This window comes from Terriglobus tenax, from assembly GCF_025685395.1.
Lineage (GTDB): Bacteria > Acidobacteriota > Terriglobia > Terriglobales > Acidobacteriaceae > Terriglobus > Terriglobus tenax.
In genome coordinates this window covers 279,056-296,442 of record NZ_JAGSYA010000004.1, presented here as the reverse complement: position 1 = coordinate 296,442, position 17,387 = coordinate 279,056, and the positions used below count along the sequence as shown (strand labels likewise).

Sequence of the window (17,387 nt, the reverse complement as noted above, 5' to 3'; positions counted from 1 at the left end):
AAAATACCAACGAATCTGCCGTAGAATCTCAGTGGGGAGAACAGCATGTATTAATGACGTTCACCGCACCGATGTCGTTAGCTACCCGATTCCTCGCGCCGGACAACAATGCATGACGATATTGCATAATTGGCGATACATGGCGGGCTTTTTGATTTTCGAAGAACTTGTGGATGTCGATTAAAAAATCTACGAACCACATTCCTCACGCATCCCTCGCTTTCAACCCAACTTGACGACCACCTCTTGAGACGCTGAGCATGAAACGCCAAGTTTTTGTAACCGCAGCAGTAGTCCTACTTTGCCTGTGCGCTGTCGCCGGTAGCATTATCAGTCTGCGATGGCCCCTCATGGGCGACACCACCTACATGCATTACGCGGTTCGCCTTATCCATGCCGGGATGCGACCCTATGCCGATCTGGTGGAAATGAATATGCCCGGCACGTATCTCCTGGAGTCGATCGCCGTATCCATCTTCGGCTCCACTGGGCTTGGATGGAGAATATTCGATCTTCTCATCTCGTGCATCGCTGCTTTATGCATAACCCATCTTGCACCGACAAGGATGGCGGGATTAGCTGTTTCGTCCCTTCTCTACTGCATACATCTGCAGGACGGTGTCATGATGGGAGGTGAGCGGGACTACTCTCTTACAGTTCTGCTCCTTGCTGCTACCGCTTCGTTACTTTCTGAATCATCTTACGGCGCAGTCGGCTGCGGGCTACTCATTGGCGCAAGCGTCTGCATAAAGCCGACGGCACTCGTGTTTGTTGTTCCCATTGCCGTTTGGTTGTGTTTTTATTCGAGGAAATACCTTTCTCTCTTTTTGATCAGTATTCCCGCAGTGCCAATACTATGCGCAATATGGCTTTGGCATCTGCACGCACTAGAGGCGTTTCGAAATGCGCTCACCGGACTCGTCGCCTACCACGCATCAATTGACAACCAACCAATCTGGTACCTCATAACTCACGCTTCCTCGCCTGTCGGCTTTCTTGTCCTTCTTTGGCTTATTGGAAGCTTCATCGAGCGGAAAGTCACACACACGCAGTTGCTGGTGCGTAGCTTAGCAATTTGCGGATGGATTACCTACGCAGTTCAGCGTAAAGGTTTCAGCTACCAACGTTATCCCTTTGTCGCATTCTTTCTGCTTGTACTCGCAATGGAACTTCCACCATGGTTCCGTGAGCGACGTTCGCTGAAGACTATAGCCGCTCTCATGCTCCTCCTGTCTGTCGGCAGTGCTTTTCTAGCGATCTACCGCGTCGCCTCATATGATCAATATCCCCCTGAAACTCTGCTCGCATCCGACATTGCGCACTTCAACACAACGGGGAAAGCACAGTGCATGGACACTGCTGGCGGGTGCATTGCAGCTATGGAGAAGCTCACCCGCATCCAATCTACGGGCCTTATCTATGACTGCTATTTGACACGCGCTAACAATCCAGTAGGGAATGAGTTACGTCGCAAGACTTTAGCTCAGTTCGAGGCTGATCCTCCACAGACATTGGTTATGACAAATTCTGTCTGCCTCAATGAGCCTCGTTCTTTTCTCAAGTATCAAGAGTGGCCGGAGTTCGATCTCTGGCTAGGCAGGAATTACAAACTCGTGCTAGAGCGCAATCCAACCCGCCTGGAACACTACTGGTCCCGCAGAACATTACCCTTCGCATGGCGGATCTATGTTCATAGTCCATCGGTCGAACCGTCGCAGTAGCAAAAGGGAAAGGTGCAGGAAGGGGAACGAGACTGTTACGAAACTCGTCGACGATTGACGATTGATGTTTCGGCCCCTGGCTCCTCACGACAAGACGGCTCAGCGGCACTAATCAGTCTGTGGGGTGGACAGAGCCTCCGATGGAATTTCTGGCGAATCTGAGGTCGCCGTTGGCACTCCCGCGTCCGTACGATGATGCAATGAGATTCCTTATTGCGGCAGCTTTGTTTTGTGCGAGTTCCTCGTTAGCGCAATCTGTAGGAGGGCTGACACTTCGTGCGCTCTATGCCCATCGCGGATCGCTTGCAGCTCGACGGCCTTGCGTCTGGCTTCGGCGACCGCATCCTCGCGCTGGACCGCCGCGCGGCACCGCTTGCCGCGTTCGCGCCACTCGATGTAGTAGGCGCCCTCTGGATGCGTTTCGACGGTGCCGTTGATGCGCACCTTGTCCTTGAGACGAGCATTCGGCTCAGGGACGACAGGGGCGAAACGCCACTCGTTTCCAACTTTGATTTTCTTGATGAGATTGACCCGGTCCGCATAGTCGGGTGCATTGAGCAGAGTTCCGCGGGGCTTGAGAGCAGGCATCCATTCCTCCTCTTCTCACGACTTAAGCCTAGCAGAAAAAAGTCAGAATATGGACACCAAGGAGGTAAGTGCTTTGTTCTCAGTGTTCCAGTTAGAAGGCAGCGCTCTAACCAACTGAGCTACGTCCCCAAGCTTGCAAGAGCAAGTTGGATGAAGGTTTCGGAAGAACCAGATCCGCGGAAACTGGCTGGTACATCCTATTGGCTGATTCTGAACTCCCGTGGGAGGAACTGTGGAAAGGTCGTCATCCCGGCAAAGGAGAGGTATTGCCTAGCCAGGCGGAGAGCAAAAGAATCGCCAGCATCAGACCGGCCTCCGTTTGAACCGTCAACCGGAACCGACTTGCCGAGTCGTCGGTCAACGGCATCGCCAGAGTCCTGCGATTCACGACTCCTAAAGCCAATGCAGCTACCACCAGCAGAACCTTGACCGCGAGAATCGCTCCCCATCTGGAATGGAGCAGGGCTTTAGCTTCTCCTTCAACACCCAGCCACGTATTCCATAGACCACTCAGGAAGAGGAACCCCAGAGCCATGGTGGACTGGAACGAAAGGCTGCGGCCGCAACGGTATTGTTCCTCCGCCGAGACAAGCCTCGGAAAGACAATCCATCCTGCTACCAGAACACCGCCAGCCCACACTGCGGTTGAGAGCAGATGGACCCACTGCGAAAGCTCGCGAAGCGTGTAATCGCCATCCGAAGCCGCATGCCCCGCAGCCGCCCGGAAGACAGAGAGCGCCAGGAAAAAAACACCGCATCCCGACAAGCGATACCGGCGGGGCAAGGGAAGCAGTGCGGCGAATGCAAGCAGGATTGCCATAATGCCTTGCGGGAACAGGATGCGGCCGGCGTGGGTTTCCAGCACATCGCCAAATGCAGGCGGCAGTTCCGCAAAGCGGGTGGCGCCGGTCATAACCGCTGTCAGGATCGCCAGGTGGAGTGGCTGCATCAGGGCAATCAGAATGCCCGATACGCCACAAACAAGAAAGAGCCTCCTTGCACACGGCAAAGGAAGCTCTTTCCAGAGAAGCGCTGCGAGCGCTCCGCAGATCAGGCTGAAAGCAAGGTCGACAACGGCGCTGCTGCCTACATGAAGAACGAAAAGCTGGCCTTCCGAAAGCACGCTACTTCACCGTGAACTTATACTCGCCCTGCATCTTGTGGCCGTCCGGAGCGACGGATACCCAGTGCACCAGGTAATCGCCTGGTGCAAGCTTCGGCACGGCCAGCGACAGGGTCTTGGTATCGCCGGGATCACCGACGGATTTTTCCTTGCTGATGGCCGTGCCCTTCTCATCGGTCAGGGTCAGGGAGCTGAACTTCGGCTCAACTGCTTCCGAGAAGGTGACGACGATCTTCGCAGGCGCGGGACCGGTGGAATCAGAGGCCGGCACCATGATCTTCGGGTGGGCATGCGCAAAAGCTGCCGGAACGCAGCTAAGTGCGGTGAAAGCAAATCCGAGAGCGTACTTCTTCAGCTTCACTGAGGTGTCTCCTGTTAACTCGCAAGCATCGTAAATTCGGCGATATAGAGCTGGTTCCCGGCGCCGCGGAACTGGAGCCACAGCTTGTATGTTCCAGCTTCCTTGATCGCCACGTGCAACATCATCTCTCCTGACGAGGGTGCACTATCGGGCAACTCAGGCATGGGTTTTGACATATCCATGTCTCCATCCATCGCCATGGGGTGAACATGGACATAGCTCAGGTCCTTGTCGTTCAGAAAAACCGCGTGTGCCGGAACTCCCAGGTAAGGGTGCAGATCCTTGGCTGGCTTGCCGTCCTTCAGAATCTCCACGTCAATCATCTCCATACGGCCGGCATGCAGCCGCACGGTGGAAAGATCTACCTCGTAAGGACCGACCTTGACCCCCATCCCAGTGGAAGGAAGCTTGCGTGCAGCCGTCTGAGTCTGCCCCACGGGAAGCTCAAAGCGGAATACCTGGTGATTCAACTTGTTTGGTTCGCCATCCGCGTAGACGTGATACAGAGCCGCGTGGGGGAACTTCTGGGTAATGACAAAGTGTCCCGTTGGCGATAACTGCGGGTGGATGTGCAGAAATGTCTTGAAGTCATCACTGACCAGTACAACGTGGAGCTTCTGGGTCATCTCCACCTGGAACTGCTTGATGGGGGCAGCGGACTTCGGCATAGTCATCCAGAAGTCGAGCTTCTGCTCAAGCTGACCGCCGGCGGGCGTCGCTTTCAGATAGCCGTCAGTCTGTGCAGCTTCGCCCTGCAACGCGGAAACACCTTTCAGCGTTTGTGCCTGCAGGGAAGCGGCACACATGGATAGACCAAGAACAAGCGCAACAGACGCAAATCTCATACAGGCCCCGGGTAAGGAACAAAGAAATGAAAGTTGATGCGAAAAATGTGGCGCGAAATGCGTATAGGTTTTAGCGATTGGGCGCGGTATAAAAACCGCGATTGTGCTGTGACTATAGCGCAATCACCGGACAACGCCAAATCGAATTCTTCTATCAACGAGGTTGATCGAGAAACCGAGTTTGCTGATAGAAGAACTTTCCTTGACACGATTTCTTCTCTCGCCATACGCTTGCTTCATCAAGACGACAACTTCGCCCTGCCCGATTTTTCCATGCTGTTTCTTCGCGCTCGCATGGTAGGCACAGGTGTCAGCGGTACGGGTTTTCATTCAGGAAGAATTCCGGCGAAAGACTCGGAATCAAGTACTCAGAAGTCCGCAGTCCACATCGCAAGCACACAGAAGAAAAACATAAGACCGTCCTTGCGTTCCCGCAAGACGGGTAAACCTCTATCTGCAAGATGATCAGGAGTTTTTAGAAACCATGCGATCCCGGTTGATGGCTTTGTGTCTTATCGGTCTCCTGGCAGGACCGATTGCGTGCAATAAGAAGGAAACCAAGACGGCTTCTACGTCCACTAAACCCAAGCTTGGCATCAACCCGAACGGCACGGGAGGCAAAGGGCCCGATGAGAGCCAGGCCCCTCCTGAACTGAAGAAAGTCTTCGACTATATCGACACGCACATCGATGAGCACGTCGAGAACCTGCAGAAGTGGATCCAGCAGCCATCCATCTCCAACTCGGGCGAGGGCATTCCCGAGTCGGCTGAAATGGTGAAGGGCTTCTTTGACAAGCTCGGCTGCCAGACAACCCGCGTTATTGACGTGGGTATCACCGAGTACGGTACTCCTGGCAATCCGGTCGTTTACGCCAAATGCGATGAGGGAGCTCCGAAAACCGTCGCTATCTACTGGCAGTACGACACCATGCCCGTCACGCAGCCGGACCTCTGGGTTGCGCCTCCGTTTGAAGGCCGCATCGTTCCCGGCAAGGACGCTGGCCTGCCGAACATCCCGCGCGTTCTGGTCGGTCGTGGCGCCACCAATTCGAAAGGGCCGGAGATGGCCCAGCTCAACGCTCTGATGGCCTACAAGCAGGTGAACGGCAAGCTGCCGGTCAACCTCATCTTCATCGCGGAAGGCGACGAAGAGCGCATGGACATCGGTCTGCGTAAATTTTTCGCGGACCACTCCGACCTGCTGAAGGAAGCCGATGCGCTCTACGCCGGTGGCCCTTCGGAAGGCTGCGTCTACGTCGAGCTGACCACCAGTGGCAGCAAGTGGGGTCGCGGTCCTACCGTCAGCGACGTGCACGGTGTGATGAAGCGTACGACCGATAGCCCCGCATGGCGTCACATCCACATGCTGGCCTCGCTCACCTCCATGGACGGCAATACGCCTCTGATCGATGGCTTCTTTGAGAACATGGAGAAGCCCACGCCGGAGCAGATGGAAGAACTGAAGAAGCGTGGCGCCAACATGAACCTGGAGCAGATGGCCAAGTCGCAGGGCGTTGCCCGCTACATGTCCGACGATCCAGTTCAGGTTCTGAAGGACGGTCGCTTCGGCACCAGCTTCAACCTCGATGGCATCTGGGGTGGCAATATGTACGCCGGTGGCGCTGGCGCCATCCTGCCCAACAAAATCACCTCGAAGCACAACTTCCGCTACGTGCCTAAGATGAACGGTCTGGACATCGTGAAGAAGCTTCGTGCACAGCTCGACAAGAATGGCTACAAGGATGTTGAAGTCAAGCTGATTGGCGATGTGCCGTGGTCACGCGGATCTTCGGCGAACACCGATATCTCCAACGCTCACAAGAAGGCTGGCGAGTTGCTCGGTCTTGGCGGCGACCGCAACGGCGCCTTCATGATGGCTTCGCACTATAACCACTTGGGGCAGGACAAAGCGCTCGGCGTCGCCGAAACTGAAGCCACCGGTGGCTATTGGCCCTCGTACCTCTTTGCGGATGGCGAGGTCGGCCAGAAGGTCGGCACCATCTCCATCCCGATGGGTATGGGCGCTCGTGGTGGCCAGGGAGGTCGCGCCCATGCAGCCAACGAGTACTACGCGGTGGAGGGTTCGCGCTGGGACAACGGTATGGCCGGTGCTGAGAAGCTGGTCGCCGCCAGCATCTACTACTACTCTCAGACCACGACGGTCACGCCAAAGCCGAAGACCACCGCGGCTTCCAAGTAAGTCTCAACCGGTAACAGCCTTCAGCAGCGTCTCAGGACGCTGCTGAAGGCACATGTACAGAAAAGAGACATCGTCATGAATCCTGTGATTTCCGTTCGTAACCTTACGAAGACGTACCAGGTCGGCGAGCACCAGGTGCATGCTCTTCGTTCTATTTCGCTCGACGTGTATCCCGGCGAGTTTGTATCGGTCATCGGTCCATCCGGCTCCGGCAAGTCGACGCTGATGCACATCCTCGGTTGCCTTGACCAGCCAACCGGCGGCGAATACTTTCTTGACGGTCGCGATGTCGCTCGCCTCAGCGATGATGAAATCTCCCTTGTCCGTAACAAGCAGATCGGCTTTGTCTTCCAGGGGTTCAACCTGCTCACACGCACCTCGGCGCTGGAGAATGTCGAACTACCGTTGCTCTACGGCAACACAAATATCTCTGCCGCGGAACGTCGCAAGCGTGCCATGGGAGCTCTTGAGTCTGTCGGTCTTGGTGCCCGTTGGGATCACCACACCAACCAGCTCTCCGGTGGTCAGCAGCAGCGCGTTGCCATTGCCCGCGCCCTGTTGAACAGCCCCTCTATCCTGCTTGCCGATGAGCCCACGGGCAATCTCGACAGCAAGACCTCCATTGAAGTGATGGAGATCTTCCAATCGCTGCAACGCGAGCGTGGTATTACCATCGTGCTCATCACGCATGAAATGGATGTGGCTGCCTATGGCTCTCGCATCATCACCTTCAAGGACGGCAATGTCCTTTCGGATGTGGCGAACGACAGCCGGCGCCATGCCAGCGGAGAACTGGAGAGCCTGCCCGTAGCAGTTGAAGGAGCAAAGTAGTGGCATTACCCAACACGCTCGTAATTGCCTGGAAAGCTCTGCGCCGGAACAAGATGCAAACGGCGTTGACCATGCTTGGCATGACGATTGGTGTCGCTACGGTGCTCACCATGATCGCGCTGGGCAGCGGAGCCCAGCGTGCAATCCAGGATCAGGTCAAGGCGGCCGGCATGAACATGCTGGTCGTCACCGCCGGGAACTTCCAGACCCGCAAGGAAAAACCACCCGACGACGCCATTGAGATGGGACAACTGCGTCACTCTGAATCAGGGATGCAGCCGCATCTGCGGTTAGCCATGTTCCATCCCGAAGATGATCCTTTCGCCGTCCACGATCACCCGACCTCGCGGCAGCGCCTGGGTGATTCAGAGGCTGGCCTCGGCGCCGCGGCCACGCTCACGCTGGACGACGCGGAAGCCATTCGCCAGATCAAAGGTGTGCAGTACTCCGTCGAAGGCGTGCATGAAAACGTCCACGTTACCAGCGGCGACACACGCTGGTTTACGCGCGTTCATGGGGATGGAAACGCGCTGCCGGAGATTCGCCGTTCCTGGAAGTTCACCCACGGCAGCTTCTTCAGCGCTCGCCAGCAGCGCAACAAAGACCAGGTGGTCGTGCTCGGTAGCATTGTTGCGAGCAAGATCTTTGGTGACAAAAATCCAGTCGGTGAAACAGTCACGCTGTGGAAGCAGCCCTTCAAGGTGATTGGGGTTGTCACAAGCTCCAGTTGGATGGTGACGCCGGAGGCTGGCGACGACCAGTTCGACGCTGTCTATATTCCCGTCACAACCATGCAGAGTCTGCTCAACCTCTCCAAACTGAACGACATTACCGTGACCACGGAATCGACCGGAGACGTAACGCGGGTTTCAAAAACAATCACAACGCTGCTGCGGACACGCCACGGCATCGATGCCAATCATCCTGACGATTTCACTGTCAACAGCCAGGCAAGCAAAGCGCTTCTCAAGGGCGGCCTGCGTCCGGATGTTGCACAGGCGGTCACCGGAAATGTCTCGGGGCTGGAAAAAGTCACCTTGGATCAGCTTGGCAAAACACTCGACAAGTCCAGCAAAACCATGACAGCTCTGCTCGCCAGCATTGCGACGGTTTCTTTGATCGTTGGCGGCATCGGCATCATGAACATCATGATGCTCTCCGTGACGGAACGCACGCGGGAGATCGGCATCCGTCGGGCCGTCGGTGCGCGTGAAAGCGATGTGCTGATGCAGTTTGTCTACGAGTCCGTCACCCTCAGTGTCGTGGGCGGCCTTCTCGGCATCCTGATAGGTGTCATTGCGTCCGCATCTATCTCGCACCTTGTGCAGTGGTCTACAAGCATTTCGCCCATGTCTATCCTTCTGTCGTTCGGCATCTCCGCGGCCGTCGGTATTTTCTTTGGCTACTATCCTGCCCGCGAAGCTTCGCGCGTGCCACCGCTCATGTCTTTGAGGTTTGAATAATGGTTCTGCAAAAAAGCTTCAAGATCGCAGTCAAGGCATTGAAGACCAACAAGCTCCGCACCGGGCTTGCCATGCTTGGCATGACCATCGGCGTAGCCGCTGTGCTGACCATGTTTGCTCTCGGAACCGGCGCGCAGCAATCTGTCTCCAAAGATGTAAAGTCCGCCGGAACGACCCTCATCAATGTCCGCGCCGGCAACTTCACACGTGGCGGCGAGGACTCGAAGATTGCAACGGGTCTTGGCACGGCAACAACGCTGCTACCGTCCGATGCGGAGGCCATCCTGACCCAGGTCCCGGGAGTGGCCCATGTCTCACCGCTTACGCGCATGCGTGGCTGGGTGAATAACGGAAGTGAGAAGAGCTACACCGAAATCTACGGCGTTAGCGCCGACTACGCCGAGATGTACGACTGGGGCTTCGACAAAGGAAAGTTTTTCAAGAAGGGCGCCGTCGAAGATGCCGAGAACGTTGTCGTGATTGGAACAGCCCTGCGTGACGCTCTCTTTGCCGACGCGAACCCGGTCGGGGAAGAGATAGAAATCCACGGAGAGAAGTTCAAGGTCAAAGGCGTCTTCACCACCAGTGATGAGCAGCAGGCGCAGATGGCGGTCATCCCATACACCAAAATGCAGAAGCTGCTTGGCATCAACTATCTGTCGAACATCATGGTCTCGGCGGAAGAGGCAGGCAAGGCCTCCGATGTCGCAGGTGGCATCACGCCCCTGTTGCGTTCCCGCCACAAGCTCGACGCATCTTCGAAGACAGCAGGCCAGCGACCCATGAATTTGGGTGGTCTTCAGGGAGCCAATATGGGCGGCAGTACTCCCGATGACTTTACGGTAAAGACGCAGGCTTCTGAAGCCTTGACGAAGGGGCTCAACACCTCTGTCGCCGCCTTCATCCTGGCAAATATGCCGCAGATGGATCAGGTGAATATGCAGGAAATGTCCGGAACCCTGAATCGCGCTGGCCAGACCATGACGGCGCTGCTGGCTGCCATCGCTACCATTTCGCTGATCGTTGGCGGCATCGGCATCATGAACATCATGCTGGTCTCCGTAACCGAACGCACGCGAGAGATTGGTATTCGCCGCGCAGTGGGAGCTCAATCCTACGATGTGCTGATGCAGTTCCTGGTGGAGGCAGTCACGCTGGGTGTCGCGGGTGGATTCCTCGGAATCATTCTCGGCTTGATTGCGTCCTTCGCGATTACACACACGCTGCAATGGGATGCTACTGTCTCTCCCGCCGCGGTCGCCCTGGCCTTCGGTATCGCTGCGGCGACAGGTGTATTCTTCGGCTTCTATCCGGCCCGTCGCGCCTCGAAGCTTAATCCGATTGATGCACTAAGGTTTGAGTAAGAGAGAGTAATGCCGGATATTATTTCGCTTCGTAAAAGTACGACCATTGCATGGCGGGCTCTGCGGCGCAACAAGTTGCAGACCATCCTGACGATGGTCGGTATGACGATTGGCGTAGCGACAGTTCTCACCATGATTGCCCTGGGCAGTGGTGCACAGGCTGCTATTCAGGACCAGGTCCGGGCTGCTGGCATGAACGTCATCGTTGTTACCTCGGGCAACTACAAGATGCAGCAGCAGTGGACCAGCCAGGGAGAATCAGAAGAGCCGGCGGCCTATGTACCGGATCGATATCGCGCGCGCTTCCGCGATATTGTGTGGCATCCAGGAAAGAACGTCGCCCTGCGCCGTATTTTTCAAGCCGGGAGCAATCCGCAGCAGCAGCTTGCTCTCAGCGGAGAAAACGCCGCGGGACTCGGCGCCTCCGACAAACTCAGTCTGCAGGATGCACAGGCGATCTCTGAGTTGAAGGGGGTGCAGTTCGTCTCCACTGGTCTTGCGGATAACGCAATGGTCAAAGCAGGAGACACGACCTGCTACACACGCATGCATGGAGAAGGGAAGGACCTTCCCTCCATCAAACGTGCCTGGGTCTTTCCTCACGGACGATTCCTCAACAAAAGCGATATTGTCGGCGCTGCGAACGTAGTCGTACTCGGAAGCATCGTCAGCGCCAAACTCTTCGGCGACGCAAACCCGGTGGGCAAAGATGTTCTGGTGCGCGGTAAAAGCTTCCGGGTCATCGGCATCGTTGGCAGCGGCAGTTGGATGGTCCCGGCGTCTGCAGGAGACGATCAGTTTGACGCGGCCTACATCCCCGTTACCTCGGCGCAGCAACTACTGCAGAGACAAAACCTCGACTCCATTACGATCTCAACTGTATCCACGGGAGACGTTACCCGGCTCACAAAAGCAACCACCACCTTGCTGCGCCAACGTCATGGTCTCGCGTACGAGGCCCCCGACGACTTTGTCGTTTCCAGCCAGGCTCGCAAATCGTTGGCGCGCGGAGGCATGAGAACCGATATTGCCCGTGCTATTACCGGCAACGTGACCAATCTTGATAAGGTCACCCTGGAAGAACTGGGCAAAACGCTCGATCGGGCCAGTCGCACCATGACGGCCCTGTTGGCCAGCATCGCTTCCGTCTCGCTGATTGTCGGCGGCATCGGCATCATGAACATCATGCTGCTTTCGGTGACGGAACGTACCCGGGAGATCGGTATCCGGCGAGCTGTAGGCGCTCGTTCTGACGAAGTGATGCTGCAGTTTCTGATGGAGGCCGTTACGCTTAGCCTCACGGGCGGTGTTCTCGGTATCCTGTTCGGCGTGCTTGCCTCCGGCTCCATTACAAAAATGGTGGCATGGTCGACAAGCATCTCGCCGCTTGCGATTGTTCTTTCGTTCGGTGTCTCCGCAGGAGTCGGCATCCTGTTCGGGTACTATCCTGCCCGCGAGGCCTCGCGGGTTACCCCCATGACCTCGCTCCGTTACGAATAGTCTCAAGATGTACAGAAGCCCGCGAAGCAACGTAGCTCCGCGGGCTTTTGTGTGTGTTGCGTCGTTACTTGCTGACAGGCTTGGTAAGCGTGGGATACTTGATGCCCAGCTGGTCCAGATAAGTTGCGTACTTCGTGGAGTCGTAATAGAACTTCTGCATCTCAGGACGATACTTCTCCATCGTTGTCTTATTCATGAAGGTCGCTGGCTTGTCTTCCGGACGAACCAGCGGTGTGTAATGAACCGTCTTGGTTTGTACGTTCGTGAAATAGTCCTTTGCGGCAGCCACAAGTTCTGGCTTGGTCATCAGGTCGTACAGTGTCATGGCCTGCACCTTGGCACCGGCAACAACACCCTTATGTGCAATGGGTGTAGCCATCGCAATTGCGTTGGCCCAGTTGTGCCCTGGCAGATTAGGAATATTTGCCGGATACGAAAGAACGATCGTCGGCACATTCCACGAGACATCGCCAATATCGTCCGACGGTCCGCTCTCCGAGCTTGATGCTGGTGAAGGAGGACGTGGTGTCCGTAGTTCCGTATCAAGCCCGTTTTCCGGAGCGCCAATCTCATGCTGCAGCGCCTTGGCCAGCGCCTGATCATCCGCCGACCAGGTTGGCAGGCCGACAACCTTAGCATTTTCATTCAGATCTTCGGCGATCGGTTTGTTGTAGTGCCCTGGCCATGCAGATCCCAGGATCGTCTCATCCCATGTGGTCTGGGTCATCGTGGCTGCACCCTTCGCCATCCGGTCACCGTCATCCCACAGCCCCTTGATGTGCTCATAATCAAGCTCGCGGAAGTAGTACCAGACTGCGGCAGACTGCGGCACAACATTCGGCTGGTCGCCGCCATTGGTAATCACATAGTGTGAACGCTGCTGTGGGCGCAGATGCTCGCGATGAAAGTTCCATCCGGAATCCATCAGTTCCACCGCATCCAGCGCGGACTTGCCGCGCCACGGAGCAGCCGCCGCATGCGCCGACTCACCATGGAAGTTGTACTGCAGTGAGATCAGGCCGGTCTGTCCGCCTTCTCCCCAGCGCGCTCCCAGGTTCGTGCCCACATGCGCAAACAGAACCGCATCGACATCTTTGAAGTAACCTTCGCGAACATAGTAGGCCTTGGTCCCAACGAGCTCTTCGGCTACTCCAGGCCATATCTTGATCGTGCCGGAAAGATGGTTCTTCTGCATCTGTTCCTTCACGGCCAGTGCCGCCAGAATATTCAACGGAACGCCGGAGTTGTGTCCCTCGCCATGCCCGGGAGCTCCCGCCACCAGGGGATCATGCCACGCAACGCCCGGCTTCTGCGATGCCTGCGGAATACAGTCAATGTCAGAGCCAAGCGCAATGACCGGCTTCCCTGAGCCCCACGTCGCCATCCATGCCGTAGGTATGCCAGCAATGCCGCGCTCAACCTTGAATCCATTCTTTTCCAGAATTCCGGTCAGATACTTCGATGTCTCAAATTCCTGGAAGCCAAGTTCCCCGTAAGAGAAAACGGTATCGACCATGACCTGTGCGAGTTTGGCATCCTTGTCTACATGCTGAACAAGAGCGGCCTTCTCGGGAGTTAAAGAACTCTGGCCGGGGGCATAGGCCCCGGCCAGGAAAGGAAGAACTGCGAGAGTTCCAAGTCTGAGTTTCACTTCTACGTTCTCCGGGTAGGTAGTGGTTGCTGGTTAGTACAGAATACGCAAGCTGAACTGCAAATCGCGAGGATCATATGCGTTTGTGATCTGGCCGAAGGTACTGTTGCCAAACGCCGTCGCATTGCTGTACGGATTGAAGAAATTCGGATGGTTGAACAGGTTGAAAGATTCCGCACGGAACTGTCCGGACAGCTTCTCGTAGATCTTGAAATTACGAGCTAGCGTCAGATCCAGCTGCGTCAGCTTCGGACCAATCACCTGGTTCCGTCCGGCCGTTCCGAAACGATGTGCGGTATAGGTTGGGTTAGCCGTGTAAGCCGCCGTGTTGAACCACTGCGCTACAGTCTTTGGGCCGGCGTTTGGATCCTGACCGGCAACCAGGTCAGGACGATCCGAACCACCGAAGTATCCGCTGCGGTTTGACGTGGCGTTGGTGATCGAGAAGGGCCGGCCTGTCTGGTACTGGAAGATGCCGGAAACCTGCCAGTCGCCAAGAATGGCTGCGCCAAGCCCGGAGGTCACCCATGGCTTTCCTTTGCCAAACGGAAGCTGATACACCGGGCTGAATGACAGGCGATGGGCAACATTGAAGTCTGACAGCCCGCGCTCTGCTTTGAGGTTGTAGATGTTCTGCGCGCCGCCGGACGAATTCGATGCCGATCCGATGCCGCCGCCGCCGTCAATCGATTTACCCCAGGTGTAAGAAAGAATGAAGGTCAGGCCATTGGTGTAGGACTGCTTCAGGCTGTTCTGCCACGAATGAAACTGCGAGTTCGAACGAGTGTCCTGGTTGCTGACCGACGAGTAGCCCGGGAAGGGGCGATCCGTCTGCGCCGGTGCGGTCGACTTCGTATACGTAGCCGGGTTGATCGCGTTGAGGTTGATCGAGAGCGGGAGTTTCGTACCCTTCGATCCGAAGTACGTTGTCTCAAGAACGATGGACTTGGTTACCTGCTGCTGAATGCCAAGGCTCCACTCGGTCAGGTAAGGGGTGCGGTAGTTCTGGTTGATCGACTGCGGGCTATAGGCCGCGGCGCATCCATTCAACGGCTGTCCAACGGTCTGTGCCGTAGTGCAAGGTGGTGCCCCGGTCGCTCCTGAGGGGAATGGATTGGCAAGGTTGATCACGTTCGTGCGCGTGGAGGTATAGGTCACGTTATTGCGGAACGGATAGCCGGTGCCGAAGTTCAGGAACTGGTTGTAGAGCAGCGGCGTGTTGTAGAACACACCCGCCGCACCTTTGACCACAGTCTTGTCGCTGGGCAGCGGCTGCCACGAGAAGCCGGCGCGAGGCGCCCAGTTGTTGTAGTCGTAGTTGTAAAGATGCTTGTAGGTATTTGGCCCGGAAACGATGAAGCTCTGCGAGGCAACATCGAGCTTCGAGGTCGTGTACTTCGGGGAGTACACCGGTGAATCCAGCTCATAGCGCATGCCCAGGTTCAGCGTGAGCTTGGGCGTAATCCGCCAGTCATCCTGGAAGAAGAAATGCGATCCCAGAAAGTTCAGGTAAACCACTGGAGCTGTTGGAGCGATGCCGGTGGAATACGTAATGCCCAGCAGCAGGTCGGCCATTGAATCATTCGAAGACCCGATGATCGGGCCGCTGACACCAGTGCTCAGGCTGCGGATGTTTCCGTCGTTGACCGTGATCGCGCCACGGCCGGAACTCGTAATCAGGTTGACCGCGCGCGCCAGCAGGAAATCAGCGCCACCTTTGAAGGTGTGCTTGCCCTTGGTCCAGGTCAGTGTGTCGACCAGTTGATAGTGGCTGTCCCAGCGGTTCTGGGGGAGGTTGGTCGAGCCGCCAACAGTGGCATAACCGGTCACCGAAGTAAACGGTAGACCGCTGTTATTCGGATAGTTCGCCTGCGTAAAGTACGGCCCACCCGGCAGCCCCGGATAAGCCGACCCGATGGCCGTATCGTCCTCCTGCACGCGTGGCTGCTGCAGACGCTGATAGCCCACACGGAAAGAGTTCAGAAGCGACGGCGTCAGAATGCGGTCATAGGTCAGGTTGATCAGTGTCGAGATCTGGTTGGTGAAGCAGCCGAACTTCGGCAACGTTGCGGTTCCGCACAGCGAGTTGGACGGCTCAAATGCTGGGTCTTTGAAGATGTTAAAGCTGCCGTTCAAGCTGTCCTTGTCGGTAAGGCGGTGGTCCACACGAATGGTGTACTCATTCATGTCTTCCTGGCGAGTACGCTGTAGCGTGTAAGTGCTGCTGGTCGAGGCCGGAAAGCCGAGCTTGGCAATTGTCTGTCCTGCAACTGCACCGACGGAGTTCCACTGATAGGTATTGCTTCCAGCAAGTTGCGTGGCCAGGTTGTACGTGTACACCGTAGGATCACCCGGTGTAAGGTCCGTCAGAGGCAGACCCGTGGCGGGGTTGTAGATCTGGTTGGATGCGGAACTCTTCGACTTTGTGAAGATTCCGTTCAACATGTTTGTCGTGGGGACAGCACTGGTCAGCACCTGCGCACGGCGAATGCGCTGTCCCTCATAGCCGAAGAAGAAGAAGGTATGGTCCTTCCAGATCGGTCCGCCAAGCGTGCCACCGAAGGTGTTCTGTTTGAAGGATGGCTTACTCGCACCGGCGGTGGTGAAGTACGGCTTCGCCGCGAAAATTTCGTTACGGATGAACTCATATGCCGACCCATGAAAAGCATTTGTGCCGGACTTCGAGATAACGACAACCTGTCCACCCGCCATGCGGCCATACTCTGCTGGATACACGCCCGTCAGCAGGCGAAATTCCTGGATCGTCTCGACAGAAGGACGGTACGACGGCTGGGCCACGCCCATGTCGTTGTTGTAGATTCCGTTGAAGGTGAACTGGTTTGAGATCTCCGACGCGCCCGCAATGTTGATACCGCCGCGGAAGCCAAGCGTCGAGTTCTGCGCCGGTTGATAGGCCGCGGGAGAAAGCAGTGCCAGCGAGTAAAACTGGCGGTTGGACAATGGCAGCTCGACTACCTGCTTGTTATCGACCAGCGTGCTGTTCGACGACGTCTGCGTCTGTAGCAGTGGTTCGGCTGCTTCCACATTCACGGTGTCGTTTACGCCGCCAACCGTGAGTGAGATCGGTAACTCCTGCGTATCGCCGACGTTCAGCGTCAGTCCCGTCAGGGTCTTCGTGCTGAAGCCTGACATCGTCGTCGTGACTTCGTACGAACCCGGCTGCAGGTTCGTCACAGTGTATAGTCCGTTTCCGTCCGTCAGGGTGGATCGGGTCGCTCCTGTACCGGTGTTCTTCACCGTCACGGTCGCCCCGGAAATAATGGCTCCCTGGGAATCTTCCACATGTCCCGTCAATGTGGCGTTGACCGTCTGCGCGTGCGCAGACGCAATCATGCTGATAACGTACAGCAGCAACATCGATAGGGAGATAGAGATAGACCAATACCGTCTACGTCCAAGTGACGACATGCAATGCCTCCAGAATGTGCTAAGCGCGCTACAGGTTTTTTCGATGGTCCGTTTCGTCTGGGTTACGGAATTGCTCGTAAGGCGTGCGAGGAAACACTGGGATACAGCGCAGGTACAGAAGCCAAAACAGACAAAAGACACTACACCGGGCCATGCCAGGGAAAATGAGAGGGTGAGACCAGATGCCCCTTGGCACTCTTGCAAACGTTATTTGGACTCTTGTGTGTTGTCCCGGATTACCTATCTATAACAAAGGTTCACGTCCCCGTGAAATTTGACTTTCTAATCAGGTGATAGCGGAATTCAACCAA

The 17,387-nt window shown here is 56.3% G+C and carries 13 protein-coding genes; 7 read left to right on the top strand and 6 right to left on the bottom strand.

The window, feature by feature from the left end; translation table 11 throughout:
- The first annotated feature begins 350 nt into the window (after positions 1–350).
- Positions 351–1,721 carry a hypothetical protein gene (locus tag OHL13_RS06910; RefSeq protein ID WP_263409398.1) on the top strand — a complete coding sequence of 457 codons (1,371 nt, stop codon included), beginning with the start codon at positions 351–353 and terminating at the stop codon, positions 1,719–1,721.
- A gap of 210 nt (positions 1,722–1,931) precedes the next feature.
- Here the strand turns inward: OHL13_RS06910 and OHL13_RS06905 are convergent, their stop codons facing one another.
- The 4 genes from OHL13_RS06905 to OHL13_RS06890 all read right to left on the bottom strand — a co-directional run bounded on the left by OHL13_RS06905 (position 1,932) and on the right by OHL13_RS06890 (position 4,638).
- On the bottom strand, positions 1,932–2,309 hold the full coding sequence (locus OHL13_RS06905) for a hypothetical protein (protein WP_263409397.1): 378 nt from the start codon (positions 2,307–2,309) through the stop codon (positions 1,932–1,934).
- A gap of 244 nt (positions 2,310–2,553) precedes the next feature.
- Entirely contained in the window at positions 2,554–3,258 is a 705-nt protein-coding gene (locus OHL13_RS06900; RefSeq protein WP_263409396.1) for a CopD family protein, read from the bottom strand.
- A gap of 175 nt (positions 3,259–3,433) precedes the next feature.
- Positions 3,434–3,793 (bottom strand): copper resistance protein CopC, encoded by a 360-nt coding sequence (locus OHL13_RS06895; protein WP_263409395.1) that lies wholly within the window; start codon positions 3,791–3,793, stop codon positions 3,434–3,436.
- Positions 3,794–3,807: 14 nt separating this feature from the next.
- Positions 3,808–4,638, bottom strand: coding sequence for a hypothetical protein (locus OHL13_RS06890; protein WP_263409394.1), 831 nt, complete (start codon positions 4,636–4,638; stop codon positions 3,808–3,810).
- Positions 4,639–4,674: 36 nt separating this feature from the next.
- Between OHL13_RS06890 and OHL13_RS06885 the strand changes: the two genes are divergently transcribed.
- The 6 genes from OHL13_RS06885 to OHL13_RS06860 all read left to right on the top strand — a co-directional run bounded on the left by OHL13_RS06885 (position 4,675) and on the right by OHL13_RS06860 (position 11,996).
- Positions 4,675–5,103 (top strand): hypothetical protein, encoded by a 429-nt coding sequence (locus tag OHL13_RS06885; protein ID WP_263409393.1) that lies wholly within the window; start codon positions 4,675–4,677, stop codon positions 5,101–5,103.
- A 19-nt stretch (positions 5,104–5,122) separates the two neighbouring features.
- Positions 5,123–6,838 (top strand): M20/M25/M40 family metallo-hydrolase, encoded by a 1,716-nt coding sequence (locus OHL13_RS06880; protein WP_263409392.1) that lies wholly within the window; start codon positions 5,123–5,125, stop codon positions 6,836–6,838.
- Between the two features lie 75 nt (positions 6,839–6,913).
- Entirely contained in the window at positions 6,914–7,669 is a 756-nt protein-coding gene (locus OHL13_RS06875) for an ABC transporter ATP-binding protein (RefSeq protein WP_263409391.1), read from the top strand.
- On the top strand, positions 7,669–9,132 hold the full coding sequence (locus OHL13_RS06870; RefSeq protein ID WP_263409390.1) for an ABC transporter permease: 1,464 nt from the start codon (positions 7,669–7,671) through the stop codon (positions 9,130–9,132). The genes OHL13_RS06875 and OHL13_RS06870 overlap by 1 nt, the downstream gene beginning before the upstream one ends.
- Complete coding sequence (locus OHL13_RS06865; protein ID WP_263409389.1) at positions 9,132–10,496, top strand: ABC transporter permease; 1,365 nt, start codon at positions 9,132–9,134, stop codon at positions 10,494–10,496. Before OHL13_RS06870 ends, OHL13_RS06865 begins: the two co-directional genes overlap by 1 nt.
- Positions 10,497–10,505: 9 nt before the next feature.
- Positions 10,506–11,996 carry an ABC transporter permease gene (locus OHL13_RS06860; protein WP_263409388.1) on the top strand — a complete coding sequence of 497 codons (1,491 nt, stop codon included), beginning with the start codon at positions 10,506–10,508 and terminating at the stop codon, positions 11,994–11,996.
- 64 nt (positions 11,997–12,060) lie between these two features.
- Here OHL13_RS06860 and OHL13_RS06855 read toward each other — a convergent pair whose 3' ends face one another.
- Positions 12,061–13,647: an amidohydrolase gene (locus OHL13_RS06855; protein ID WP_263409387.1), complete on the bottom strand. Its 1,587-nt coding sequence runs from the start codon at positions 13,645–13,647 to the stop codon at positions 12,061–12,063.
- Between the two features lie 33 nt (positions 13,648–13,680).
- Positions 13,681–17,076, bottom strand: coding sequence for a TonB-dependent receptor (locus tag OHL13_RS06850; protein WP_263409386.1), 3,396 nt, complete (start codon positions 17,074–17,076; stop codon positions 13,681–13,683).
- Between the last annotated feature and the right edge of the window lie 311 nt (positions 17,077–17,387).

What these genes read in the sequence shown, in the direction of transcription:
- OHL13_RS06910 (WP_263409398.1), top strand. Translation starts at nt 351, where the DNA reads ATGGGCGACACCACCTACATGCATTACGCGGTTCGCCTTATCCATGCC.
- OHL13_RS06905 (WP_263409397.1), bottom strand. Translation starts at nt 2,309, where the DNA reads ATGCCTGCTCTCAAGCCCCGCGGAACTCTGCTCAATGCACCCGACTAT.
- OHL13_RS06900 (WP_263409396.1), bottom strand. Translation starts at nt 3,258, where the DNA reads ATGCAGCCACTCCACCTGGCGATCCTGACAGCGGTTATGACCGGCGCC.
- OHL13_RS06890 (WP_263409394.1), bottom strand. Translation starts at nt 4,638, where the DNA reads ATGAGATTTGCGTCTGTTGCGCTTGTTCTTGGTCTATCCATGTGTGCC.
- OHL13_RS06885 (WP_263409393.1), top strand. Translation starts at nt 4,675, where the DNA reads ATGCGAAAAATGTGGCGCGAAATGCGTATAGGTTTTAGCGATTGGGCG.
- OHL13_RS06880 (WP_263409392.1), top strand. Translation starts at nt 5,123, where the DNA reads ATGCGATCCCGGTTGATGGCTTTGTGTCTTATCGGTCTCCTGGCAGGA.
- OHL13_RS06875 (WP_263409391.1), top strand. Translation starts at nt 6,914, where the DNA reads ATGAATCCTGTGATTTCCGTTCGTAACCTTACGAAGACGTACCAGGTC.
- OHL13_RS06865 (WP_263409389.1), top strand. Translation starts at nt 9,132, where the DNA reads ATGGTTCTGCAAAAAAGCTTCAAGATCGCAGTCAAGGCATTGAAGACC.
- OHL13_RS06860 (WP_263409388.1), top strand. Translation starts at nt 10,506, where the DNA reads ATGCCGGATATTATTTCGCTTCGTAAAAGTACGACCATTGCATGGCGG.
- OHL13_RS06850 (WP_263409386.1), bottom strand. Translation starts at nt 17,076, where the DNA reads ATGTCGTCACTTGGACGTAGACGGTATTGGTCTATCTCTATCTCCCTA.